This is a genomic window from Ruegeria sp. CDSC002 (assembly GCF_059610905.1).
Genome location: NZ_JBXWOM010000009.1, coordinates 87,477 through 112,673 on the forward strand (window position 1 = coordinate 87,477; position 25,197 = coordinate 112,673).

Annotated in this window: 22 protein-coding genes; 11 read left to right on the plus strand and 11 right to left on the minus strand. The window is 57.4% G+C overall.

All coding sequences use genetic code 11. From position 1 onward, the window contains the following. Positions 1 to 20: 20 nt before the first annotated feature. Genes AC2FJE_RS16915 through AC2FJE_RS16925 form a run of 3 tightly spaced genes read right to left on the minus strand, consistent with a single transcriptional unit; the run spans position 21 to position 2,988 of the window. Positions 21 to 980: a Bug family tripartite tricarboxylate transporter substrate binding protein gene (locus AC2FJE_RS16915; protein WP_472723032.1), complete on the minus strand. Its 960-nt coding sequence runs from the start codon at positions 978 to 980 to the stop codon at positions 21 to 23. 44 nt (positions 981 to 1,024) lie between these two features. Beyond that, the gene (locus AC2FJE_RS16920) at positions 1,025 to 1,480 is read right to left on the minus strand and encodes a tripartite tricarboxylate transporter TctB family protein (protein ID WP_496696361.1); all 456 of its coding nucleotides are present in this window, start codon (positions 1,478 to 1,480) and stop codon (positions 1,025 to 1,027) included. Beyond that, positions 1,477 to 2,988, minus strand: a complete 1,512-nt coding sequence (locus AC2FJE_RS16925) for a tripartite tricarboxylate transporter permease (protein ID WP_282118881.1) — start codon at positions 2,986 to 2,988, stop codon at positions 1,477 to 1,479. The genes AC2FJE_RS16920 and AC2FJE_RS16925 overlap by 4 nt, the downstream gene beginning before the upstream one ends. A 113-nt stretch (positions 2,989 to 3,101) precedes the next feature. On the opposite strand from AC2FJE_RS16925, the gene AC2FJE_RS16930 reads away from it, so the two are divergent. Further along, positions 3,102 to 4,130, plus strand: a complete 1,029-nt coding sequence (locus AC2FJE_RS16930; RefSeq protein ID WP_282169056.1) for a LacI family DNA-binding transcriptional regulator — start codon at positions 3,102 to 3,104, stop codon at positions 4,128 to 4,130. An 18-nt stretch (positions 4,131 to 4,148) separates the two neighbouring features. On the opposite strand, the gene AC2FJE_RS16935 is transcribed toward AC2FJE_RS16930, so the two are convergent. Genes AC2FJE_RS16935 through AC2FJE_RS16955 form a run of 5 tightly spaced genes read right to left on the minus strand, consistent with a single transcriptional unit; the run spans position 4,149 to position 9,918 of the window. After that, on the minus strand, positions 4,149 to 5,159 hold the full coding sequence (locus AC2FJE_RS16935) for an Ldh family oxidoreductase (protein WP_282169055.1): 1,011 nt from the start codon (positions 5,157 to 5,159) through the stop codon (positions 4,149 to 4,151). 10 nt (positions 5,160 to 5,169) lie between these two features. Further along, positions 5,170 to 5,799 carry a DUF3726 domain-containing protein gene (locus tag AC2FJE_RS16940; protein WP_282169054.1) on the minus strand — a complete coding sequence of 210 codons (630 nt, stop codon included), beginning with the start codon at positions 5,797 to 5,799 and terminating at the stop codon, positions 5,170 to 5,172. Next, positions 5,796 to 7,481 (minus strand): hypothetical protein, encoded by a 1,686-nt coding sequence (locus AC2FJE_RS16945; protein ID WP_496757379.1) that lies wholly within the window; start codon positions 7,479 to 7,481, stop codon positions 5,796 to 5,798. The genes AC2FJE_RS16940 and AC2FJE_RS16945 overlap by 4 nt, the downstream gene beginning before the upstream one ends. After that, the gene (locus AC2FJE_RS16950; protein WP_496757381.1) at positions 7,478 to 8,455 is read right to left on the minus strand and encodes a membrane dipeptidase; all 978 of its coding nucleotides are present in this window, start codon (positions 8,453 to 8,455) and stop codon (positions 7,478 to 7,480) included. The genes AC2FJE_RS16945 and AC2FJE_RS16950 overlap by 4 nt, the downstream gene beginning before the upstream one ends. Beyond that, positions 8,455 to 9,918, minus strand: a complete 1,464-nt coding sequence (locus AC2FJE_RS16955) for an aldehyde dehydrogenase family protein (protein WP_496757383.1) — start codon at positions 9,916 to 9,918, stop codon at positions 8,455 to 8,457. Before AC2FJE_RS16955 ends, AC2FJE_RS16950 begins: the two co-directional genes overlap by 1 nt. An 85-nt stretch (positions 9,919 to 10,003) precedes the next feature. Between AC2FJE_RS16955 and AC2FJE_RS16960 the strand changes: the two genes are divergently transcribed. From AC2FJE_RS16960 to AC2FJE_RS16980, 5 genes are all read left to right on the plus strand, one after another. Next, positions 10,004 to 10,876 carry a LysR family transcriptional regulator gene (locus AC2FJE_RS16960; RefSeq protein ID WP_496761204.1) on the plus strand — a complete coding sequence of 291 codons (873 nt, stop codon included), beginning with the start codon at positions 10,004 to 10,006 and terminating at the stop codon, positions 10,874 to 10,876. A gap of 256 nt (positions 10,877 to 11,132) precedes the next feature. Then, entirely contained in the window at positions 11,133 to 12,083 is a 951-nt protein-coding gene (locus AC2FJE_RS16965) for an ABC transporter substrate-binding protein (protein ID WP_282169050.1), read from the plus strand. A gap of 78 nt (positions 12,084 to 12,161) precedes the next feature. Beyond that, a complete protein-coding gene (locus AC2FJE_RS16970; RefSeq protein WP_058275713.1) occupies positions 12,162 to 13,199 on the plus strand; it encodes a quaternary amine ABC transporter ATP-binding protein in 1,038 nt (345 codons plus the stop codon). Continuing rightward, on the plus strand, positions 13,192 to 14,781 hold the full coding sequence (locus AC2FJE_RS16975; RefSeq protein WP_058275411.1) for an ABC transporter permease: 1,590 nt from the start codon (positions 13,192 to 13,194) through the stop codon (positions 14,779 to 14,781). The genes AC2FJE_RS16970 and AC2FJE_RS16975 overlap by 8 nt, the downstream gene beginning before the upstream one ends. Before the next feature lie 54 nt (positions 14,782 to 14,835). Then, positions 14,836 to 15,810, plus strand: a complete 975-nt coding sequence (locus AC2FJE_RS16980; RefSeq protein WP_282118890.1) for an arginase family protein — start codon at positions 14,836 to 14,838, stop codon at positions 15,808 to 15,810. Here the strand turns inward: AC2FJE_RS16980 and AC2FJE_RS16985 are convergent. Both AC2FJE_RS16985 and AC2FJE_RS16990 read right to left on the minus strand, forming a co-directional pair. Beyond that, the gene (locus tag AC2FJE_RS16985; RefSeq protein ID WP_496761206.1) at positions 15,807 to 16,775 is read right to left on the minus strand and encodes an agmatinase; all 969 of its coding nucleotides are present in this window, start codon (positions 16,773 to 16,775) and stop codon (positions 15,807 to 15,809) included. The genes AC2FJE_RS16980 and AC2FJE_RS16985 overlap by 4 nt on opposite strands. Before the next feature lie 71 nt (positions 16,776 to 16,846). Further along, entirely contained in the window at positions 16,847 to 18,367 is a 1,521-nt protein-coding gene (locus tag AC2FJE_RS16990; RefSeq protein ID WP_282118892.1) for a trimethylamine methyltransferase family protein, read from the minus strand. Between the two features lie 185 nt (positions 18,368 to 18,552). Here AC2FJE_RS16990 and AC2FJE_RS16995 point away from each other — a divergent pair, with 185 nt between their 5' ends. Further along, on the plus strand, positions 18,553 to 20,988 hold the full coding sequence (locus AC2FJE_RS16995) for a GcvT family protein (protein ID WP_496757392.1): 2,436 nt from the start codon (positions 18,553 to 18,555) through the stop codon (positions 20,986 to 20,988). Between the two features lie 89 nt (positions 20,989 to 21,077). Continuing rightward, positions 21,078 to 22,049, plus strand: coding sequence for a LysR family transcriptional regulator (locus AC2FJE_RS17000; RefSeq protein ID WP_282118894.1), 972 nt, complete (start codon positions 21,078 to 21,080; stop codon positions 22,047 to 22,049). On the opposite strand, the gene AC2FJE_RS17005 is transcribed toward AC2FJE_RS17000, so the two are convergent. Next, complete coding sequence (locus AC2FJE_RS17005) at positions 22,046 to 23,071, minus strand: LacI family DNA-binding transcriptional regulator (RefSeq protein ID WP_282118895.1); 1,026 nt, start codon at positions 23,069 to 23,071, stop codon at positions 22,046 to 22,048. The genes AC2FJE_RS17000 and AC2FJE_RS17005 overlap by 4 nt on opposite strands. A 139-nt stretch (positions 23,072 to 23,210) precedes the next feature. Between AC2FJE_RS17005 and AC2FJE_RS17010 the strand changes: the two genes are divergently transcribed. The 3 genes from AC2FJE_RS17010 to AC2FJE_RS17020 all read left to right on the plus strand — a co-directional run bounded on the left by AC2FJE_RS17010 (position 23,211) and on the right by AC2FJE_RS17020 (position 25,190). Continuing rightward, positions 23,211 to 23,396: a hypothetical protein gene (locus AC2FJE_RS17010; RefSeq protein WP_108860892.1), complete on the plus strand. Its 186-nt coding sequence runs from the start codon at positions 23,211 to 23,213 to the stop codon at positions 23,394 to 23,396. Positions 23,397 to 23,420: 24 nt separating this feature from the next. Beyond that, positions 23,421 to 24,566 carry a TRAP transporter substrate-binding protein gene (locus tag AC2FJE_RS17015; protein ID WP_058275419.1) on the plus strand — a complete coding sequence of 382 codons (1,146 nt, stop codon included), beginning with the start codon at positions 23,421 to 23,423 and terminating at the stop codon, positions 24,564 to 24,566. Positions 24,567 to 24,677: 111 nt separating this feature from the next. After that, positions 24,678 to 25,190, plus strand: a complete 513-nt coding sequence (locus AC2FJE_RS17020) for a TRAP transporter small permease (RefSeq protein WP_058275420.1) — start codon at positions 24,678 to 24,680, stop codon at positions 25,188 to 25,190. Positions 25,191 to 25,197: the final 7 nt, after the last annotated feature.

Here is a 25,197-nt window from a genome sequence, read left to right on the forward strand (position 1 = left end):
CCCGCCCCGATTTGGGTCGGTTAAAGACCAGCCAGCAATTCGTTCAGCGTCTGCTGGCGTTGCGCCCACATCTCGATCACTTCGTCACGTGTCATGATGTGCATGGGCGAGCCACCCGCTTCCATCTTCTTGGAAACGCGAGAATTGGCGAACATCTCGGGCACGGTTGCGGCCAATTTTTCAATCACCTCAGGAGGTGTTCCCTTGGGCACCATTACACCCCGGAAATTGACCGAGGAGTTGTCCACGTCCAGCCCCTGTTCCATCATCGTCGGAACATCCGGCAGGAACGCGTTGCGTTCAAGATCGGCAACGCCGAGAATCTTCACATTGCCCGCCTCTTGCGCACGGAATGCATCGGACAGGTTGTTGATGCCGCCCATGACTTCACCAGCGATGACGGCCTTCATGGCTGCTGCTCCGCCACCTTTGGTCGGGATGTAGGCCATCTTGGTCCCGGCTGCCTTGTCGATCTGCAGCGCCGCGATGTGGTGGCCCACAAAAAGGCCCGCGCCGGATACGGTCAGCTTGCCTGGGTTTTCCTTGGCATAGGCGACCACATCATCCATCGAGTTGAATTCGCTGTCGGCACCAACCACGAACACGGCCGGGTCTGCACCCCAGTTCGCGATGGGTTCGAAGCTGTCGGTCGAATATTCGACGCCACCCTTGATCGACTGGGCGATGAAATGAGGAACGTTGTAGGCACCCAGCGTATAGCCGTCCGGATCGGCCTGAGTTGCGAACCAGTTCCAGCCAACGCGCCCACCGGCACCAGGCTTGTTGATGATGGCGATGGGCATCCCCAGCGCATCCTCGTTGCCCGAGGTCATGGTGACGATCCGTGCCTGAAAATCGGTCGCGCCTCCGGCCCCGTAACTGACCATCATCATGATCGGCCGTTCGGGATATTCCTCGGCCATTGCCGCGCCCGTCAGGCCCGTCAGAGCCATTGCTGCCCCTGCAATCAATCGTTTCATTTTGTGTTTCCTCCCTGATTTAGTTCATCCGCGCATTTGCGTGTTCAGAACAGAATTTCTCTTGGTGTGTAGACGTTCAAAAGCATGGCAAAGAGCCCGTACATCACTGCCACAAAGACCGCCGTGATGATCCCGCGTTTGATCCAGGTTTTGACCTCGGAATGGGGCGCGGGGTCGTAGATCGACAAAAGGGTAAAAAAGGCGATGGTCGTTGCGGTGTAGAACCCCAGCGTCTTCGCCGCCCAAAATACGTAGATCAGCGTGATGATCAGACCCGGCAGCATGTTCACGAACATCGTCCGCGTCACGCCGTTTCCGACCTTGGACAGACCCATGACCGCTTTGCCAAATGTCCATCCGGCCAGAACCACAAAGACCGTTGCGATCAGGCGTGGGAACAGGAATGCCTCGGCGGGTTGTTGCGTGTAACTGACCCATGCGACCCACAGGCCAACGGCAAAGACCAGACCTGACCCGAATACGTGCTGCGAGCGGTTCATGCCTGTGCCTCCTCTTTGGTGGTGTAGCGGCGGCTGCGCAGTTCCATCCAGACCGAATAGGCGATCGAGGCCAGTACCACGGCGATCAGGAACAGGTTCAATCCGCCGGTCATGAAGTATGAGGCTTTACCAACGGTGGCGTCAGCGATCATTCCACCCTGGATGAAGTTGGCCTCGGCGATTGGCCCAAGGATCAGGCCCAGTACCAGCGGTGCAGCCGAGAAACCGAAGCGTTCCAGGAAGAACATGCCAATGCCCAGGCACGCCATGACATAGACATCACCCATGGAACCCTGAACCGAGTATGCACCGAAGACCGACAAGGCCAGAACGATGGCTGCCATCACGGATTGCGGAACCTGTGCAACACGCGCTGCAAGACCGGCGACATAGAGGCCGAAGATACACATCAGCACCTGCCCGATCAGCATCGAGTTGATGAAAGTCCACGCCACGTCCGGATGGTTATCGAACAAATCCGATCCCGGGAAAATCCCGTGGATCAGCAACCCGCCCAACAGCACGGCGGCGGTCGGGCTGCCGGGGATGGACAGCGTCAACAGTGGAACAAGCGAAGGTCCAACCATCGCGTTGTTGGCAGATTCCGCGGCAATCACGCCCTCGGAATGTCCAGTGCCGAACTTGTCCTTTTCGGACGAAAACTTCTTGGTCTGGTCATAAGCGACAAGGCCCGCGATCTGTCCACCGACGCCAGGGATCAGGCCGATGATCGAACCTGTCAGCGTTCCGATGCTCAGCGCTCGGGTGCGGCTGAACAGTTCCCTGAACGCCGCCAAGATCGAGTGGCGTTGCACTTCGATCACTTCGGCGCCTGTGTTGTGCCGCCCTTTGGCAAACATGGTCAACACCTGTGGGATCGCAAACAGGCCAATCAACGCGGCGATTATGTTGATGCCGCCGCCCAGTGCGGGGTGAAAGATAAAGCGTTGTGCACCCATGATGTCGTCGAACCCGATGGTCGCCAGCCACAACCCAATACAGCCCGACAGCAAACCCTTGACCACTGAGGCCGAGTCCAGCGTGCCAATGACCGTCACTCCTAGAATGGCCAGCCAAAACAGGTGCGATGGTCCAAAGGCCAGCGCCCATTGCGCCAAAACGGGCGTCAGGAAGATCAGCAGCAGAACGCCAAAAATTCCGCCCACGGCCGATGCCAGAAAAGACAGCTGCAAGGCGCGGGCACCTTCGCCTTTTTGGGCCATCGTGTGGCCATCCAGAGTGGTGGCGATATTCGCCGGAGCGCCAGGGATCTTCAGTAGGATGGCGCTGACCGCGCCGCCAGCCACGGTCGAGGTATAGGCTGCCCCCAGCAGGATCAGGCCTTGCGCGGCCTCAAGTTGGAAGGTGAACGGGATCAACAGGGCCACCGCCATCGTTGGCGACAGGCCCGGTGTCGCGCCCAGGATCAGCCCTCCGATCGTGCCGCCTAAAAGCAGCAGGAACGACATCGGCGTGAACACATCTCCGAAGTAGTAAATGAATTCCATCCTGGGCCTCCCAACCCGTCCGTTCGCACTTTTATCTTTGTTGACAAATCAGGTTAGGGGATGAAAATAGTATTGCAAATGTTTTCATAAATTTGACCGGGTATGGTAAAATTATGGCTAACTTTCAAAAGGGTAAGGTGGATATTGTGGCCGTTGCAAAGGCTGCAAAGGTGTCGCCGTCTACGGTTTCACGTACTTTCAATCACCCCGATCTGGTCAACCCGGCGACTCGCAAAAAGATCAACAAGGCCGTGCAGCGATTGGGTTACATCCGCAACCGCGCGGCCCAAACGATGCATGGAAAACGGTCGGGAACAATTGGCCTTGTCGTGCCCACAATCAACCACGCCATTTTTTCCGAGGTCATTCAGGCCTTTTCGGATTCGATCGACAAAGCGGGGTTTAGCCTGTTGCTGGCGTCGCATGGGTATGACCTGGATCGGGAATACGCGATGGTTCGCAAGTTTCTTGAACATCGCGTGGACGGTGTGGCGCTGGTTGGGTTGGAACATTCCGACGCCACCAACCGCTTAATCACGCAGCAAAAGATACCCGCGCTGGCAATCTGGAATTACTCAGAAGAATCACCCCTTCCTTGCGTGGGTGCGGATAACCATCTGGCCGGACGATTGGCGGCGGAACACCTGCTGGAGCTGGGGCACCGTGACATCGGGTTGATCTTTCCCGAAACTCAGGGGAACGACCGCGCACAGCACCGCCTTTCCGCAGTGCATGACGCGTTGGGCGAACAGGGGGTTTCCGTACCTGATGAGCATGAAACCCAAGCGCCATATAGTGTTTCTCAGGCCAAGCAGGCGGCCCTGGCCCTTTTGACGACGCCGAAACGTCCGACGGCATTGCTGTGTGGCAATGACGTTATTGCGCAGGGGGCGCTGTTTGCTGCCCAAAAACTTGGTCTAAGCGTGCCCGATGATCTGTCGATAATTGGTATCGGGGATTTCAAAGGCTCAGCTGACGTCGAGCCCGGCCTTACAACCATCCGCATTCCCGCAGAAAACATCGGAGCACTGGCCGGTGAGAAATTCACCGATTTCATCACGTCGGATGACCCAGAGCATTTCAGCATCCGCTGTGATTTGGAATGTGTCGCCAGACAAACGACCCGTTCGCTGGCGACCTAACAGACCTGGGCAGAATAGCTAGGCTATGATTGCCTCAATCTTATCCAGCGTGGCCGCATTGACGGCAACACCGTCGGTCTGTGCCTGCCTGCGCTTGCCACCGCGCCCATCGCCGGGCAGATGCGCTCCGTTCTGTGCGCGGATTGCGCCGACCAACTCGCTGATCCCCGAAGCAAACGCATCGCCAGAGGTGGCGGTCGGGTCTATCGCAATGAAGAACTGCCCGGTCTTGGGCGGCCCACCGGCGGTGCCGGAAAAGGGCGAGGCGTTAATGCCAAGGGTCGCGCCGGTCAGGGCTGCGGCCATAATCTCTGTCAGTAGGGCAACACCGACGCCTTTGTAGCCGCCTGACGGTGCCATCGACCCCTTAAGGCCGACGTTGGGGTCTGTGGTCGGGTTGCCATCTGCGTCCAGAGCCCAGCCAACCGGGATCGGTTTGCCTTCGCGCGCGTGTTTCATGACCTCGCTTTTAGCAATCGTGCTGGCGCTTTGGTCGATCAGCAGGGCGGGCTGGCCGTCCGCGCCGGGCGCGGCGATCGAGAAGGGGTTGGTTCCGACGACGGGTTTCGCACCGCCCGAAGGCGCGATCGAAGCCGGAGCATTGGTGAACCCCAACCCAACCAACCCGGCCTGCGCCAACCGGTATGTGTGGTAGCCAAGGACACCGCAGTTATAGCTGTTGCGGATCGACAGTGCCGCGATCCCTTGTTCATGTGCAGCTGGGATAAGGACCTCAAAACCCATATCAATTGCGGAATGGGCAAAGCCGGTTGCTGCGTCCACATTCACTGCGCCGGGGCGCGGGCGCGACAGTTCCGGTTGGGCCGTTCCGTCCACTTTCCCACATTGCACGTGCTCGCAATATATCGGGATGTAGGCCAGCCCGTGGCTGGCAACCCCATCCGCCTCGGTTGCAGCCGTCGCAACGGCCAATGGCCGGGCGTTGGCTTCAGCGGTTCCTGCGGCAACAAGCGCACGGAAGGCGAGATCTTCGATCTGCTCAAGGGTCAGTGTACGGGTTTCAATCATTGGGGCCTCTTCAATCGTTGTCGGATAAGCCCGCTCCGGCCCCGCGCAGGCGGGATTCCTCGGTGGCGGGGGCGTATGTGCGGTGGGCGAACCGGTTTAGTACCGCCCAATCGGTCGGATCGGGTTCAGCCCGTGTTCGATGCGGGACGGGGGCGGTAAGTTGGCCGCCAAGGTGCACAGATACCTGATGTGCCCGGTCCGGGATCGGGGCGTCCAGGGACAAGTCAAAACCGTCGGTTTCCGCTAGTGTGTGGTCATAATCTACGCTCACGCAGGTCGCTAGAAAGCGTGCGGCATTGGCCGCAAATGGAAGCAGCAGTGCGGGTACGGCTACGTTTCTTATTGCTATCGGGGATGAATTTAGGCGGTGGGCACAATCGGACAATAATGCTCCGGTCACCAATGGGCACAGCTGGTTTTCGCTCTGCCATTCGCCGCTCAGATCGGACGGGGCGTGTGTCTTTGGTGTGCTCGCCAAATCCAGTTGCAGCAGCTGAGCCAAAGCACCGGTACCGTTTTGCCCGTGCGCGCACAGCCAGCGCGTTGCTTTCGCGGCTTCCTCAGCAAGTCCCCAGCTATATCCAGCTCCTCGGGTCGCACGCTTTGCGGTGGCTTCGACCTCATTCAGCGAGACGTTCATTGGGAAAGCTCCGGATAAACCCACAGATCTGCGGTTTTGGCATTCAGATCTTCGGGGTAGGGGGCGCCAGCGTACATGCAGATACGCACCCAGCGGTCCGAGCGTGGGTCAAAATGCGTAGCACCAAAAAAGGATAACTTGGCCCGGAGCATATCGATGGGCATGACCCCAGCGCTGATCGTGTTGTCGCGAAGTTCGCCATATGGCGCGACAAGGCCGATCTGCGCACGCCGGATCGTGTGACGGTGTTCAGGATGGCGCAGTAGGAACTCGGCTATCGACCTGTCGTCCTGCCATTTCTCAAGGTCCGCGAAAGCCAGCGCGGCGTCTCTGGCCGGGGCAAGGGGCTGTTCGTATTCGGCAATTGGTTCCTCGAACCGTTCACCCAAGCGTGGTTCCAGTTTTTCTTCAGACACGTACCAGGCGCGCGCGCAGTTTGCCTCTGCCGACCATTCCAAATCCAACGCCCAACCAAAGCGGTCCTGAATCGCGGTGCGGACCTGATCGACGGGCATACCCCCGTTGATAACCTGTGCCTGCGCATTCCCGTCAGCCATACAGCCGGTCAGGCCATCCACCAGATCGCCATAGGGTTCCAGAACAAGTGAGGCGAGCAGTTCCTGCCCTTCTTCGCCAATTGCGGTTTCGGACCATCGGATCAGCCTGTCCCACGGGTGGTCCTGCGTCAGGTCATTCTGATCCAGGTAGCTGGTAATTGCCGCAAGATCTGCATTCAGCGACGCAAGCTTCTCGATCTGGACCGGATGTTCTGATCGCCACCACGACATCGACAGTTTGCTGCGATCGTAGATTTCACGAAAGTGTCGGGCCTCATCCTCAGACGCTGTTTGCAGGGATCGCACCCGTGCCAAAGCTTCCTCGCGCGTCATAATCCAATTGTTGAACAGCACCGGGTGGTTCACGATGAACGGAGCCATGCCAAGGCCGGTAGAGTTACCGATGCCCAGCCACTGCGCAATCTCGGGGTCCAGATCCGCCGTCTGCATACCGCCTTTGGCGAGGGCCATATGTTGCACCAGATCGCGGACAAAAGTTCGCGTGAGGTAGACCGACAGCATTTCCGCCTGAAACGGTGCGTGCAGTTCTGGCCGGTTCGCTATCTTCTCGCGATCTGCGGCGCCGAACTTGCCCGATCCGTAAACGGCCGTCGTCCGCATCAGGTAGCCAACTTTATGGATTTGCTCCAAGTCGGGCTGTTGTCCGGCAGCCAGCCTGTCGACCACGTGTTTCCACAAACGCACGGACCGGTTGGCACGAGACAGTGACAGCTCGCTTTCGCTGACGCGCCCTGCCTCTTGCAAAGGAACGTTTTCTGACAGGCGTTGGATGTCCTGCTCCGTTGGGATGCCATCGAATAATGCGAAAGTGGCGTCCCACGCCTCGGCGATCACCCGGTCCGACCGTTGTTCGGGCGGCAGGTCATGGGCAAACGCAACCAGCGAATAGGCGCGATCCGGACCTTGCGCCGTGTAGACAGCGTGGCCGACGCCGTTTTCGTCGATCTCAAAAACAGGGCGCGTAAAGGCCCAGTTCTCACGCGCCATACGCCGGGTCAGTTGCCGCATGAAGCTGAGTCTGCACTGATGCAGCGAGCCCAGCCGCGACAGGCGCATAACCTGCGCAGGATCGCGTCGAGGGATATCAGTACTGACGTGGTTCATGCAGTTCGCGGTCCAAAGTTCTGATCGAAAAAGCGGTACCAGTTGCCGCCCATGATGCCCGAGACTTCTTCGGCGTTCATGCCAACGTTGCGCAGCCCGGTTTCGATATTGCCGAAGTCGCGATTGTCTTCAAACCAGCTCGGCATTGGCGGAAAGCCGGGATTGCTGGCTGAACCTTCACCATAGTCAATTTCTTTGGTCCAGCGACCAACGCGCATCCATTCGACGATGCTGTCGGGTTGATCCTGACACAGGTCAGTTCCAATCCCCAGATGTTGTGCACCGTATTTTTCGGCCGTACGGGCGATCATCTCGCAAAAACTCTCTAGCGTGCAGTCGGATTTGTCTTTCAGGTGATGAGGGTAGACCGAAAAGCCCAACATCCCACCGTTTTCGGTCACTGCGCGGATCACCGCATCGCGCTTGTTGCGCAGGGCAGGGGACCATTCGTGCGGGTTGGCGTGCGTAATGGCAATGGGGCGTTCGGACATCTCGGCGGCCTCGATGGTCGAGCGATCCGCCGAATGGCTCATGTCTACGACAAGCCCAACACGGTTCATTTCTTTGATGACCTGTTTGCCCATGCGGGTGATGCCGGTGTCTTCGGCCTCATAGCAGCCGGTCGCCAGCAGCGACTGGTTGTTATAGGTCAGCTGCATGAACCGCGCGCCCAGATCGTGCAGGATTTCCACCAGCCCGATATCATCTTCGATAGGCGAGGGGTTCTGGAAACCAAAGAACACAGCGGTCCGCCCGGTTTCCCGGGCGATGTCGATATCACTGGCCCAGCGGCCCTTCATGATCAGGTTGGGGTATTGCTCGAACCAGCGGTTCCACTTTTCAAAGTTCAGAACCGTTTCGCGGAAGTTCTCGTGATACGAGATGGTGACGTGGATCGCATCCACCCCCCCTTCGCGCAACTGGCGGAAGATCTTCTCAGACCAATTGGCGTATTGCAGCCCGTCGATGCGCATCAGACCGGTGTTCCCGCGCTGATGTAGGCTGTTTTAACAGTGGTATAGAATTCAGCCGCTGCCTTACCCTGCTCACGTGGACCGTACGAGCTGTCGCCGCGCCCGCCGAACGGAACGTGATAGTCAGTGCCTGCGGTCGGCAGGTTGACTGTGACAACACCGGTGCGTGCGTTGCGGCGGAAGTGCGTTGCGCGCGCAAGGCTTTGTGTCACGATGCCCGAAGTCAGTCCAAAGTTGGTTGCGTTCACCACGCTCAGCGCTTCGTCATAGCTGCCGACCTTGATGACGCTGGTCAACGGCGCGAACATCTCTTCGCGGTTGATCCGCATATCGTTGTTGGTGTTCAGGAACACGCCGGGGGACATGTAGAACCCGTCATGCGGCATCTCAAGTCGCTGACCACCGCAGGCCAGTTCTGCGCCTTCGGATTTGCCCAGATCGACATAGGCGAGGTTTTCGCCCAGCTGTTGTTCGCTGACGACCGGCCCCATCTGAACGCCTTCTTCCAGGGCGTGGCCAACTTTCATGGCCTGCGCACCCGCGACAAGTTTTTCGACAAATGCATCGTGCACACTGGCATGAACGACCAGACGCGAGGATGCGGTACATTTTTGACCTGTACCGCCAAAAGCTCCGCCCAATGCCAGCGTCACCGCCAAATCCAGATCGGCGTCATCCATCACGGCCAGCGCGTTTTTCGATCCCATCTCCATCTGAACTTTGGTCAGGTTCTGAATCGCAGCGGCGGCGATGCCTTTGCCAACCGGAACGGAACCGGTGAAGGAAATCGCGTTGACCTTGGGGCTTTCAACCAGCCGCTGACCGATCGAGCGGCCCGACCCCATGACAAGGCTGAACAGACCCTTGGGGATGTCCTGACGTTCGATGATCTCGGTCAGGGCTACGGCAGAAGCTGGCGTGATGTTGGCGGGTTTCCAGACAACTGCGTTGCCATAGCACAGCGCCGGAGCAATCTTCCAAGAGGCCGTCGCGGTCGGGAAGTTCCACGGGCTGATGATGGCAACCACACCCACGGCCTCGCGGCGAACGTCAATTTCAACACCGGGGCGGACGCTGTCGGCGTTCTCACCGATCTGGCGCAGGCATTCGGCTGCGTAATAGGTAAAGAACTGACCGGCGCGATAAACCTCGCCCTTGCCTTCGGCCAGCGGCTTGCCTTCTTCGCGGGCCAGCAGGGTGCCCAGCTCTTCGGCGCGCGACATCAGCTCGTTGCCGATATTCATCAGAACCGCTTGCTTGCGTTCGGGGCCGTAGGCTTCCCATTCTGCCTGTGCAACACGCGCCTGATCCAATGTGGCCTCAAGCTGATCCGCGCTTGCCTGTGCGAACATGCCAACCAGATCGCTCAGATCCGAAGGGTTACGGTTTTCAATTTCGGTCTCGCCCGCCAGCCATTCGCCAGCAATCAGGTTCAGTTTTGTCACGATGCGCCCCAGAGTCATGAAAATTGGTCTGGCGCAGAATGGCTTTTTGAGTAGATATCAGTCAAACTCAAATAAATTGAGCAAACTTCAAAAAAGGTGAAGCTTGGCAATCAAGATCGAGACCCTACGGTGTTTTTGCACCGTTGCCCAAACAGGCAACCTGATCGAGGCGGCCGACCGGTTGGGCCGCACGCAGTCGGCGGTCTCGATGACCCTCAAGCAATTTGAGGATCATCTGGGTAAAAAGCTCTTTGAAGGAGAGCGCAAAAACCAGTTGTCCCCGTTGGGGTTACAGGTTTTCGAAGTGGCATTGAAACAAGTCCGCCAATTCGATCAGGCCGTCTTGGATATCATGGCCGCAGCAAAAGCAGAGCACGGGTTGCTGCGCATCGCGTCCGTTCCATCGGTTGCGGCGCTGATTTTTCCTAAGGTTCTGGCCTATGTCACAGAACGCTTTCCCGGCGTAAAAGTCGAATTGCGCGACACAGATACTCAGCAGGTATTGGACGCACTGGTTGAGGGTAAAGCGGATATTGGCATCGCCTCAGGTCAGCACGCGCTGAACGGAGTTCGGTCGCTTCCGTTGTTCAAAGACAGGTTTGGGCTGGTATGCGCCTCTGATCACCGTTTGATACGACAGCCAAATACGCCAACAATTGACGAAGTCCTGACACTTCCGTTTATACGAAACGCGCTCTGCGATCTGATTCAATCGCCCAAGTTCCGGGCATCCGAAGCGCAGGCGGATGTTACTGTTCACAACACCCATTCCCTTATCACAATGGTCAAGACCGGGGATTGGGTAACGGTGTTGCCGCAATCGGTCGCAAGTTTCATGCCCGAGGCGACGGCGTTTCGCGAAATTGCGGATTTGCCCGATCAGCGCCAGGTCTGCCTCTATGTCAGTGAACATGCGCGGTTCAAGCATCTGACCGAAGAGGCGGTCGCCTACATTCTGGAACTGGGCGCTGCCTGATGGCAGAGTACGAGTTCACGGCCAATTTTCGACAAAGCCGAAACATTTCTATGATAATATCGAATTTGAGTACTTCTTGGACGTAACGCTTGATGGGTGACGCGTCACCATGTTTCAATTTTTCTTGCCGGGTCGGCGCATCGTGCGGCTGACCCAAAAATGGGAAAGCATCGGCTTTCCGACTTTGTTTGCAAGGTGCACCACGGCCCTCGGGCATAGAAAAACAGCGCCGCAGACGTCCAACATGGAGACACAAATGAGAAAATTAGCCACGTTACTGGGAGGCGCATCCGCTGTGATCGCTGGACCCGCCCTTGCTGCTGATATCGTGATCGGCGTGCCGAACTGGCCTTCGGTAAATGCGACGGCACATATTTTGAAAGTTGCGATCGAACAGAACCTCGGTCTTGAGGTTGAACTTCAGAATGGCACCAACCCGATTGTGTTCGAGGCGATGGACTCCGGTGCCATGCACGTACACCCCGAAGTTTGGATGCCCAACCAACAAAACCTGCATGATACCTACGTAAAAGATAAGGGAACGGTTACGTTCAACGCAAACGGAGTTGAAGCCTTTCAGGGTATGTGCGTCGACAAGGCAACCGCCGAAGCACATGGCATTACGTCCATTGAAGACCTGACAAATCCCGACAACGCCGCGCTGTTCGACAGCAACGGTGACGGGCAGGGTGAGCTATGGATCGGTGCGCCGGGATGGGCGTCGACCAACGTCGAAAAAATTCGGGCCAAATCCTACGGTTATGACCAAGTTTTTGAACTGACAGAAATTGACGAGACAGTGGCTTACGCGAATCTCGACAATGCAATCAAGGCAGGCGAGCCGTGGGTTGGGTTCTGCTACACGCCGCACTATGTGTTTGCCCTGCATGACATGCAGATCTTGGAAGAACCGGCGTACGACGCAGCCAAGTGGAACGTGCTGCAGCCCACAGATGATCCGGACTGGCTAGAAAAATCCGAGGCCGGCGTTGCCTGGGATCTTGCCTACCTGCATTTGCACTTCGCAAAGTCGCTTGAGGAAGAATATCCGGAAGTGGCGACCATGCTGTCCAACATGAAACTGGATACGGACACTGTTTCGGCGATGACCTTTGCATTGGTGATCGAAGGCCAAGAGCCTTTGGCTTATGCCGAGGAATGGGTCGGTGCGAACGAAGATGCCGTTCTGGGCTGGATGTCAAATTGATTGACGCCCACCGGAATTGAAACTCTGGCAGGCCGTCGGGACAGCCCCGGCGGCCTGTTTTGCACCAAAGGGACAAAAATGACCGAAACAGTCGTTAAACTGACGGATGTCTGGAAAATCTTTGGCGCAAAAGCCGAAGAAGCCATGGAAGCCGTCCGGAATGAAGGCATCGGAAAGCCTGAAGTTCTGGAAAGATTCAATTGTGTTGTTGGCGTGCAGGGCGCGTCCTTCGAAGTGCCAAGGGGCGAGATTTTCTGCATCATGGGCCTGTCAGGCTCTGGCAAGTCTACGCTGGTACGACACGTCAATCGCCTGATCGAACCGACCGCCGGAAAGATCGAAATTCTGGGGCAGGATGTCTCCAAGATTTCCGAGGCCGAGCTGCGTCGCATTCGGGCCATGCAAATCGGGATGGTGTTTCAGCACATGGCACTGATGCCGCACCGCTCGGTTCGCGATAATGTCGCCTACCCGCTGGAAATCCGCAAAGTGTCGAAATCGAAACGCTGGGCGGTTTCGGATCACGCATTAGGGTTGGTAGACCTGACAGGCTACGAAGACCGCCTGCCCAAAGAATTATCGGGCGGCATGCAGCAACGTGTTGGGATTGCCCGCGCGCTGGCCTCGGACCCCGAGATCCTGCTGATGGATGAGCCGTTTTCAGCCCTTGATCCGCTGATCCGCCTGCAATTGCAGGACCAGTTCAAGGCACTGGTGGCGCAATTGAAAAAGACGACGCTGTTCATCACGCACGATCTGGACGAGGCCATTCGCATAGGCCATCGCATCGCCATCATGAAAGACGGTGTCATTGTGCAGATCGGTACGCCGGAAGATATCGTCATGAACCCGGCAGACGATTACGTGCGAGAGTTCGTGCAGGGCATTTCCAAGCTGAAACTGGTCAAGGCGCATTCGATCATGGAGCCGATCGAAAGTTACTCTGGCCCGACCGATGGCGCACCACGCGCGGATGAAGGGGCGGATTTGGACCAGTTGATCGACCTTGCCGTCAATACGGACCTTCCGGTCATCATTACCGATGCTGGCGCTGATGTAGGCGTGGTCACTAAACCGCGTTTGCTGCGCGGAATTCAGGGGGGCAAAAATGACTGATGCAACCACGGAAGTAAAAGTCACGGCCGCCTCGGATATCGAAGTCGACCGCGAGGCGCTGGACCGCTCGATCCACGAATTTACCGGGCCAAACGGCGACTACTACGTCAACGCGTTTCACAAAATCCATGACGCGACCAGCGGTATTCCCAATACCTTCAACATCTGGGCGGCTGTTTTGGGACCATTCTGGTCTGCGTCCCGCGCGATCTGGGGGATGTTCTGGACTTTCCTGATCCTGGAAATCATCGCCTGGGTTCAGATCGGCCGCGGTGCCTGGGGCAACCCCGGCGCTGATCTGGCCGAACGGGCTGAACGTCAGCAGACCCGCGCGAACGAGCTATTGGAACGTGCGACTGCGGCCACCGAAAAGGCGGACATTGACCGGTTCAACAAGTTGGCAGCGAATATCCAGAAGGCCGCAGATGCCAGTTTTGAGAAAGCGGCGTCCGCCCAGTCTGAGGCGTTTGGCATCATGGTTACAGGCCTGTTGATGTTGTTGGTTTTCAAGCTTGCGCAAGGTTTTTATGCGGACCGCGTGTACGAAAAGCAGTACTCGAATTGGCGGACAGATCCTGCCAGCACCGAAAGCGGCCGCTCGACCCGCAACACTGTTCTGGGTGCTGTTTTGGTGGCCGCAATTGGCCCACTGATCGTGTACAAATTCACCGTCAACGCCTCACTCCCATTGTTGGATGCATTCCCCGAGCAGGAAGTCTCCGCGATGATATTGGGCGAAGGCAACGGAACGTTGTTCTCAAATCTGGCAAGCTGGATGGAGGCGCAGATAGATGCAGCCGCCGCAGCCGGCGGGGATGTATTCGACGGTATCGTGGCGGGTGTGCGATCTGTTCTGGATGCGTTGACGGTGGCATTGATCGGTTCCCCGTGGCCGGTTGTGATGTTGGTGATCTGTGTGACCGCGTGGCGCGCGGCAGGGCCAAGGGTGGCAATCTTCACCGCGTCTTCGTTGGCCTATATCGCGCTTCTGGGGTATTGGGATGTGGCGATGGAAACCGTGGCCTTGGTGGGCGCGGCGGTGCTGTTGTGCGTTGTGTTCGGCATTCCGCTGGGAATTTGGTTTGGTAAATCCAAACGCGCCTATCGAGCGGCGGAACCAGTGTTGGACCTGATGCAGACATTGCCGGCGTTTGTCTACCTGATCCCAATCATCGCTTTCTTTGGCACCGGTAACCCCCCGGGCATTCTGGCGACGATCATCTTTGGTATGCCGCCGGTCATTCGTCTGACCGCGCTGGGGATGCGCGGGGTTCCGGAAAGCATCAAAGAGGCTGCCGTGGCTTTTGGGGCATCGAAATGGCAGTTGCTCAAGGATGTTGAGATCCCGCTTGCCCTGCCGTCGATCATGACCGGCGTGAACCAGACCATTCTGATGTGCTTGTCGATGGTGGTGATTATCTCGCTGATCGGCGGTGGAGGTCTGGGCAAGGAAATCCTTGAGGCGCTGCAATACGCTGCCAAAGGTCCGGGCCTGCTGGGTGGGTTCGCCATCCTGTTCCTGGCCATGGTCATGGACCGTATCGTTCAAGGTGCCTTCCGCCGAGAAGACGAGAAACTCTGAACGCAAACGCCCCCGGTTCACATCGGGGGTGTTTTTCTTTCACCGGAGACGCAGATGACCGACCGTTACGAACAGTCTATGATGGACAATCTATATTGGTGGGGGATACCGACCCTATTTCGGTGCCCCAATCAAGGTCCCGAAGGGCAGGACATCGCTTTGGTCGGAGTGCCGCATTCGGCAGGCAACGGCACAACCGAGCGGGATCAGCATTTGGGCCCGCGTGCTTTGCGGCATGTCTCGGCCGTACAGCGGCGGGTACATTCGGTGTTTGAAATTGATCCGTGGAATAGCGCAAAGATTGCAGATGTGGGCGACGTTCCATTTCCGCGGGCAAACGATAACGAAGACTGCATCGAACGGATTACGGCTTTTTACAAAGACATCGATGCAGCCGGTGCGCGCCCGGTGTCGATTGGCGGCGACCACTCCATCACTGGCGGGATAGTGCAAGCGCTGGGTTGCGGTAGACTGGCTGGTGGAGAGCCTGTCAGCTTTCTGCATTTGGACGCGCATACTGACGTCTTCACCAAGGTCGATCATTTCCTGGGGGCGAAGAAATCAGCGGCCCATTGGGGCGCGTATCTGGCGGATCAGGGGCAGGTCGACCCCACGCGATCCATGCAAATCGGACTTAGGGGCCATCCACGAAGCTTGGACTGGCTGCAGCCGTCCTACGACTATGGCTACAACATCGTCACCATGCGTGAATTTCGCCAGCGCGGGCTGGCGGATGTCGTGGCTCAGACCAAAGAAATTCTGGGCGACCGCCCGGTCTATATCACGTTCGATCTGGATTGCCTTGATCCCACTGTCGCGCCTGCCGTGTCCAATCTGGAACCGGGCGAGAAGGGTTTCGATATTGACGAGGCTGTCGGCATTCTGCGTGCCGCGCGCGGGTTGAACATTGTGGGCGGGGACGTCGTTTGCATGATGCCAACCAAGGACAGCCCGAACAACATCACCGCGCTAACGGCAGCTGCGGTGATGTTCGAAATGATCTCGATGATCGCCGAAAACGCCAGCTAGCGCCGTGCGTCCACAGCCTGCGCCAAAACGCAGAGCAGTTCGAACATCAGCGAAATGCCCAGCCACGCGGTGCCTCCATTCGGATCGAATGGGGGCGATACTTCGACCAGATCAGCGCCAATCAGGTTCACACCAGACATCCGGCGGATGACCTGCTGCGCCTGAAAACTGTTTGGTCCCCCGATCTCGGGCGTTCCGGTGCCAGGGGCGTAGGTTGGGTCAACAAAATCTATGTCATAGGTGCAATAGGTTGGTGCTTGCCCAACGATACCGCGCACCTCGGCCATCACGTCGTCGATGCCCCGATCAAATAGTTCCTCGATACGGATGATGCGAATACCCTGTGCCTCGCCCCATTCGATGTCTTCGGTGTTGTAGGCGGTGCCTCGGATGCCAACCTGAACATAGCGTTTGGGGTCGACCAGTCCTTCTTCTACCGCGCGCCGAAACGGAGTGCCGTGGGTGAACTTATGGCCGCCAAAATAGCTGTCGAACAGGTCCGTGTGGCTGTCGAACTGGATCAGGCCGACGGGGCCTGCGGCTGCAAGCGCGCGCAAAACGGGCAGGGTGGTCAGGTGGTCCCCGCCAGCGGTGAGCGGAACAATGCCTTTTGCCTGTAGGGTTGAGTAGAAATCCGTAACTCGGTTCAGAGTATCTTCGATATCAACCGGATTGGGCGCAACGTCGCCAAGATCGGCGCAATTGACCATTGAGAACGGCGCGACGCCTGTGACTGGGTTCATCGCGCGGATCATCGTGGAATAGTCCCGCAATTGTCGCGGACCATGCCGCGCGCCAGGGCGATTGGTAGTGCCGCCATCCCACGGGATGCCGATGAGACCGACCTGAACATCCAAAATCCGTTCGTGATCCAGGTCCAGGCTGGGCAAACGCATGAACGAGGGGATGCCGGCAAACCGGGCCAGCTCCATCGCCGATACCGGCTGAAAAAATGAATCGGTCATGGCCTTATCCTTCGCGCAATTCCCATTGGACCCTAGCGGCCCAATGAAGTGTTGGGAATGCTCTGTGGCTTTTATATCAGAATGCGGAAACGTTTCCGGATTTCGGCATCCAGTTCGGCGCTCAGGTATTGTGGGTGATGACTGGCCAGAACCTCTTTTGCGTGATGTCGGGCAGATGACCATGCGTCTTTCGCACCATCGTTTTGCCACGTGCGGGGCTCCTGTCGATCGGCGAGTTCGGGGTAAAAGTAATCCCGCTCCATCGCCGCATAGGTTTGTTCACTTCCCAAAAAATGCCCGTCACCCAGAACAGAATGGCAGATGGCGTCAAAACCCAGGTTTTCCTCGCTCACCTCAATCCCGCGCAGCGCCCGATAAGTGTGTGAGTGCATTTCGTTATCCAGAACAAAACCCTCGAAACTAGCGCCCAATAGCGATGCGGTCATGCCTGAGCTTTCATAGATCAGGTTGCCCCCGGCCAAGGCCGCTGCAAGCGAGGTCATGCCTTTTTCAAGGCCATATTGTGCGTCGATGGCCTTTGCGTCGGTCATGGACGCGGCTACGCCCGAGGGCAGACCTAACCAGTTCGTGATCTGCGCTGAGGCGGCATTCAGAACAGCCGTCTCTCCGCTGCCGCCGGCAAAAGACCCGGTCCTGAGGTCTACGATGAAAGGCCAATTGGAAAACACCATCGGAAATCCGGGTCTGATCGCGTAGACCATGACAAGGCTGGCCAATGTCTCGGCCAGCGATTGCGCCAAAAACCCGGCCAAAGTCGCCGGGGCCGTGGCACCGGCCTGCGCGGCCGTGATGCACGACATGGGAATGTTGTGGGCGACGCATTCATAGACGACATCAACCGCATCCTCCCCATACCGCAGTGGCGAAATCACTGGGCTGATATGAGCTTTCAGGAAGGGGCGTTTGGCGAATTCACCCGGCCCTCCGGCGACGATATCCAGCAACTCGACAATGGGGCCGACATGTTCGGCCAGAGTAAACGATGTTGCCACTGGTTTGGTCGTATTGCGCACCAGCGCATAGGCGGTGTTGACGTCCAGATCGAATACATCAGGTACGTCTGTGGCCACGCAGCATCGGGTGAACCAGCTGACATTGGCCAGCGTGTCCTGCAATCGGGTGAAGTCGTGCAAATCCGCCAAGGTAGAGGGGCGATAAAGGCCGCTATCGATGTCCAGCGTTTGAACGGCGGCGCCACCCGTGCCGAAATACACGCGGTCGCCGCCAACCTCGATCGAGCGGTTTTCGTCCCGGCCATGGAGCACGAAACTTTTGGGGGCTGTATCGATTGCGCGCTGAACCATTTCACGCGGGAACAGCAACCGGTCTTGCTGACCCGCCTGCGCACCTGCGGCTTTGAGGTCTGCCGCTAATTTGTCTGGCACGTTTCCCATGCCCAAACGTTCCAACAGCTGCAGTGCTGTATCGTATATCTGTTCGATCTCGCGTTGGCTCAGAGGTTTATAAGCGCCGCCCTTCTGGCCGGGTGGGCAGGGGTCTACGACCGGTTTGGCTGCTCGCTGGGCATGCCGCGCTTTTCGGCCGCTGCGTTTAGAACCCTCTGATGACATCCGGTCCAATTCCTTTTTATCACTTTCCTGCACCGTAAGGGGCGGAACATCCCGGCATCAAAGGCGAATTGCCGTTTTCAGAATCCGAAATCGCAGTTTCGATTTTCCTGCACCCGCATTTGCGCAGTTGTCGCCTAAGCCTTTTCTTCCGCAAAACTTGGACGAAATCTTACGGAGCAAAGCCAATGAAGTCGCGTACCAAAGTCGTTGTGATAGGTGGCGGCATCGCCGGATGTTCGACCCTCTATCATTTGACGCAAGAGGGGTGGACCGACGTGGTGCTGGTCGAACGGAACGAATTGACCTCGGGCACGACATGGCATTCGGCCGCGCAGGTGACGAACTTTGGCATGAACCAGACGATGGTGGGCCTGAAAACGCACTCAATCCAATTGTACAAGGAGTTAGCCGACGATCCGGATTATCCGATCAACTACCACCACGGGGATGGGGGGATACGCCTCGCCAACACCGAAGGCCAGATGCAGGGCTATCACCACTTTGCATCCATGGCGCGGGGTATGGATGTGCACTTCGAGGTGATTGACGCGGACGAATGCGCCCGCCGCCACCCTCTGATTTCAACCGACAACCTGATCGGCGGGCTGTGGGACCCGCTGGACGGCGATATTGACCCCGCTCAGTTGTGTCAGGCATTGGCGCGCCGGGCGCGCAAGGCAGGGGCAGAGGTTTATCGGAATACACCAGTGACTGGTCTGGTGCAGCACGCCGACGACACCTGGACTGTGCAGACCAAGCATGGTGACATCGATTGCGACATCGTGGTCAACGCCTGCGGATATCGCGTCAACGAAGTCGGCGCCATGATGGGCGTTCATCATCCTGTTTCGTCGATGGAGCACCAGTACTTCCTAACCGAAGAGATACAAGCGATACGCGACGCGGGTCACCGGATGCCGCTACTGCGTTGTCCGATCAGCGACTATTATTGCCGGCAGGAAAAAAACGGCCTGTTGCTCGGGTTTTACGAACAGGACTGCAAAACCTGGGGTATGGACGGGATTGATCCGAACTTTGTGAACGCCCTTTGCCCCGACGATCTGGATCGCGTGACGGACGTGTTGGAGGGCGCATTCGCGCGGATGCCAGCGCTAATGGAGGTTGGTATTCACACCGTGGTCAATGGGCCGATTACTTATACGATCGACGGGGCTCCGCTGGTGGGACCAATCCCTGGCAAACGCAACGCCTTTTGTATCATCGGTCTGCGCGCAGGGCTGGGTGAAGGTGGCGGGCATGGGTGGTTGCTGGCCCAGCAGATCGTGCATGGCGAGGCTTGTTACGATACGTGGTGCCTCGACCCTCGGCGGTTCACTGGTCATGCAAATGTCGAATTGACCGCGCTCAAGGCCATCGAAGATTATCAAAACGAATTCCGGTTCCACTTTCCGCATGAACATCGCCCAGCAGGGCGTCCCGCCAAGACCACACCTCTGACGCCGGTGCTGGCGGCGGAAGGGGCCGAGTTCACTGTGGTCAATGGGTGGGAGAGGGTGGATTACATCAAACCCTCGCCGGAGTTTACGCCGACGCATAGTTTCGGTTTTGACGAAACATTTGATGTGGTCGCCGCTGAGGTTCGGAATGTGCAATCGGGTGTTGGACTGGCCGAGGTGAACGGGTTCAATCGGATCGAAATCACTGGAAACGACCGGCATGCTTTTCTGGACCGGATGTTCTGCGGGCTTGTGACCCGGCGCGAGGGGCGTGTTGGGCTAGGATACCTGCTGAACCATCATGGTATGATCAAAGCAGAGGCTACTGTCGCCAATCTACCGGCCAGCGACCGGGGGGAGGCGCGCGTCTGGTATGGCTCAGCCGCAGCAAGCGAATTTCATGACATGGATTGGCTGCGTCAGCACATGCACGGCGATGAAGACGTTCAACTGCGAAGTCTGACAAATGACCAAACCATATTGGTCCTCGCTGGCCCGAAGGCGCGAGACGTCTTGTCGGCCTGCGCGCGCGGTGATTGGTCGGCCGAGGTTTTCCCATGGCTCGGTGTGCGCGAGTGCTTCGTTGGCATCGCTCCGGCTACGGTCATGAACCTCAGCTTTTCCGGTGAATTGGCTTATGAGATACACGTGCCCAACGCCTCGCTCTACGCGGCCTATCTGGCGTTACGGCGAGCAGGTGAGGCGCACGGGTTGAAACTGTTCGGAGCGCGGGCTGTTGAATCGATGCGGATGGAGAAGAGCTTTCTTCATTGGAAAGCAGACCTGATCACCGAGTTCGATCCGTTTGAAACCGGATTGGACAGGTTCGTCCGATTGAATAAGGGTGATTTTGTCGGGCGCGACGCGTTGATGAAACGGCAATCGGAAGGGCCTCGCAAAAAGCTTGTCGCACTTCAGGTCTCCTCGACCCTGGGTCCTGCACATCCCGGAGCGTCCTTGATGCAGGGGGATCAGGTGGTCGGCACCGTCACGTCAGGCGAATGGGGGCACCGCACCGGGCTGAACCTGGCGCATGCTTTTGTCGATCCCGTCTGCACGGATATAGGCTCGGAAATGGAATTGGACAGCTGCGGACAGAGGGTGCACGCAACGGTCATTCCACCATGCCCATATGACCCGGGCTTTGACCGGATGAAGGCGTAAGCCTGAACCCAAAGTCACATTCAGCATTGCCGTTCGGTCAAATCTTTGCTTGGCTAGTTTCGAGCAAATCGAAACAATGATTGGCACCCATGTCCAAATCGCTGAGCCTGAGATGGTTGGAAATCTTCCAATTGATCGCCAAATCCGGATCGATCCAACAGGTCGCGTCCGAAACGGGTCTGTCGATCAGCACGGTCTCGAACCACCTGCGCAGCTTGGAGAACGCGCTTGGTATCGAGCTGGTCGATCATGGGCGCAGACCCATGGGCCTGACACCCGCGGGCGAGGTCTTTGCGCGGTACGTCCGCGACGGTTTGACTGTTCTAAAGCGGGGCGAGGCCGAAATCCGAACGGGCAACTGGCAACACGCGACCGACTTGCGATTGGCGCTTATTGACGATTTCGACAACCAGATCGCGCCTGATATGGTCCGGTTTCTGGCGCAGGCATTGCCACGCTGCAATTTTCGTCACTATACGCGTCCCAGCCACGAAATCCTCGCCAAGCTACAGGAACATAAACTGGATGTGGGCGTTGCCACCCGACCACCGGGACGAACCGAAGGATTGATCGAATACCCGTTGATGCGCGACCCGTTTTTGGTCGTGCTTCCCAACAGTTTTGAAGGGTCGCCCGAAGAGTTGTTTCATCCGGACGCGGATCTACCCCTGTTGCGATATTCTCGGGACTACGTGATCGGGAAGCAAATCGAGATCCAGCTGGCGCGTAGCAAGTTCAGCTTACCGAACAGGTTCGAACTGGAATGCAACCAGTCGATCATCGGTTTGGTAGCCCAGGGTAGCGGTTGGGCGATCACAACGGCCGCCTGTTTTCATCGGACTCAGCGGTTCCATAACAGCGTCAAAGCAATGCCGTTTCCGGGCAGAAATTTCGTGCGAACCGTGTCGCTGTTCACGACCGAAGTGTATCCCGTGACGACCTCGGAATTGATCCAGAAAGTTATGGTGAAATTGATCCGGCAACATTTTACCCGCCCAATGTGCGCCAAGCATCCCTGGTTGAAAGACGATTTCCGCACGATGGAGGGCGAAGCGGCTTAGCCCGACGCGGGCTTACCAAGCGACGGTCGATTTACAATTCTCGTCGCCAGTTGTTCGCCAGTCCCTGCGGTTTGGTTTTCGACCATCTCAATCAATTGCAGGGCTGCTTTATGCCCCATTTCACGGTGGGGGACATGCACTGTGGTCAGAGCCGGGGAGACGATCCGGGCCAGTTCGATATCATCGAAGCCCGTGATCGAAACATCGCCGGGTACATCGAGCCCCATTTTTTGCGCCTGTCGCAAAGCACCAGCGGCTAACACGTCATTACCACACAGGATTGCTGTCGGCGGCGTGGTGGCGTTCATCAGGTCGCTAAAGGCTTTGGCGCCGTTTTCGATTTCATACGACGTTTCGATAACGGTCAGATTGTTGGCCTCAAGCCCACGATCAGCGACTGCTTCTCGGATGCCCTGAACCCTGAGACGGGCGCGGTCATTTCCGTCAACGCGAGCCGAGATCACGCCGATCCGCGTGTGCCCCAACCCAATAACGTGACTGGCGAGGTCGAACATCGCCGCGCGATTGTCAAAGCCGACCGAAGGCAGTTTGGAGTCCGGCAGATAAGACCAGGCGACCAAAGCAGGAATATTGCGCTGGTCCAGAAAGTCATAGATCTCGGGATCGCGGTCATGCCCGATTAGCAGCAACCCGTCAGCACCACGCGCAATCAAGGTCCGGATTTGTTCTTCTTCGATTTCCGGTTTGTAGGCCGAACTTGAAACCAAAAGCGTATAGCCGCGCTGATGCAGTTCCTCCTGAAATGCCTGTAGGCCCCGCGCAAAAATCGCGTTTTCCATGGTTGGAATGATCGCGCCGATGGTGAACGACCGCTTGGCCGCCATTACACGGGCTGCAAAGTTTGGCGTGTACCCAAGCGCATCAACCGCGGACTGCACGCGTTCACGGGTAGCTTTGACCACCCGGTCCGGACTGTTGAGGCAGCGCGACACAGTGGCCGTCGAAACACCTGCCATTTTTGCCACATCATCCAGTGTCGGCGCCGACCGGGATTTCGCCATTTCCAAACTCGCAATTTGCTTTTGCTGATAACTCTAAACTCAACTGCGGTGATAGGGAAGCAATTATGTAAGCGCTTGCATTTTGCATGTAAGCGCTTACAAATGACGTTGGGCCGAATCTGAAAAGGGAGTCCAAGAGATGTTTCTGGCTGCGTCCGCACTCGTGTTTGCCGTCTATTTTGCGAACGTGGCGTTGGGGGCTTTTGCAAACAGCGCCTTTCTTGGTGACGTCGGAGAGATGTTGGTTCTGTTCGCGGCGTCGATCCTGTTCGTTGTCGCAATTCTAAAAAGGGAAGCTGTCCGCGACGCAAAAAAGGATGGCTGAATTTTTTGCTTGGGAGGGCACTAAATGAAAAACGACAGAAATGAACTGGCGTCCGTCGAACGCCGTAATTTCCTGAAGCTCAGCGCCAGTGGGTCATTCACTGCAGCGCTGGTCGCAGGTGCAGGCGGCGTCCTTTGGTCGTCCGAGGCCGTGGCGCAGACAGCCAAAGAAGAAAGTGAGCGTGAAAAGGCCGCCGATCATGTCATGACGGTCGCGACCGCATATGTACTGGGCGCGTCACGTAGCTATCCGATCATGCAGCTTGATCTGAAAGAAAACATCCAGAACGCGACGAACGGCAAGGTGTACGTCAAACTTGCGCCGGGTGGTCAGCTGGGTGCCGGTGGTGCATTGGTGCAGAAAGTGCAGGGCGGAACCATTCAGGCGGCGCAGCATTCGCTGTCCAACTTCGCCCCGTTCGCGTCGACAGTAGACCTTATCAATATGCCGTATCTGTGCGGGTCGAACCAGCGGTTCACCAACCTTGTGCATTCCGACACATGGCAGAACGAAGTACACCCGAAAGTCGAAGCAGCCGGCTTCAAGGCCCTGTTCTATGTGGTGATCGACCCGCGCGTCGTTGCCGTGCGTCAGGGTGGTAATGCCATCATCACGCCGGGTGACATGAGCGGCGTGAAGTTCCGCGTGCCCGGCTCGAAAATGCTGCAGCAGTACTACCGCATGGTCGGCGCGAACCCGACACCTGTTGCCTGGGGTGAGACCCCATCGGCGATCAAACAGGGTGTTGCGGATGCGCTCGATCCGTCGGTCGGAGCGCTGTATGTGTTTGGCTTCAAGGACATCCTCAGCCACGTGACCTTTACGCAGGCCGTTCCGGACAGTCAGGTTTATTCGTGTAACCTCGAATGGTTCAATTCGATGCCGCCGGACGTTCAGGAAGGCATCATGTGGGGTTCGGAAATGACCAGCCATCAGAACCTTTCCAAAGTTCCCTCGGCCCGTGCCTTTGCCATGGCCGAACTGAACAAGGCCGGAGTGGAATTCCATTCGCTCAACGCGGATCAACTGGCTGAATGGGAAAGTGTCGGCGGCTACCAAAACGCCGATTGGGATCCGTTCAAGACAGAGTTGGCCGGGTCGATGGACGCATTTGAGAAACTTGTCGAGGCGGCCGGGACGCAAGGCAAGTACTACGTCCACGACGCATGACCTAAACCGGCGGGCGTCTTTTTGGTGTCCGCAATCACTCAACAGCAGTCAGGCCTGAAAGGGCCCTAAACAGAAGGCCGTGCCTGACTGTTCTGTCGCCGAGGGAACACGATGACCTTACTCCGAAATATTGATCGCAACGCCGAGCGCTGGCTGCTGCTGGTGTTCTACGTGATGCTGGTCATCACCATGGCCATCGAGGTTCTGCGGCGCGAGATATTCGCTTATTCCTCGATCTGGGGAGAAGAAATCGTCCGATATTCCTTCATCTATCTGGCCTGGATCGGTGCTGCGGCGGCGGTCAAAGAGCGGGCGCATATCCGGATTGATGTCGTCATGCATTACCTCGGGCCGCGTCCCAAGGCCCTGCTGTACATCTTTGGCGATCTTGTGATGTTCGCCGTCGCTGTGATCGCGCTTTATTGGTCATATGAGGCGGTTCACGTCTCGGCCAAGTTCGGGTCAGTGACTGACGGCCTCCGGGTGTCCAAAGTCTGGTTCCTGATGGCGGTGCCGACCGGCTTTGCGCTGATGATCTGGCGCCTGATCCAATCGTTTATGCGTGACATCAAATCCCTTCGCGACGGCACGCCCGTCTTCGAAGGTGACAAGCTGTTTGACTGAGGGGATT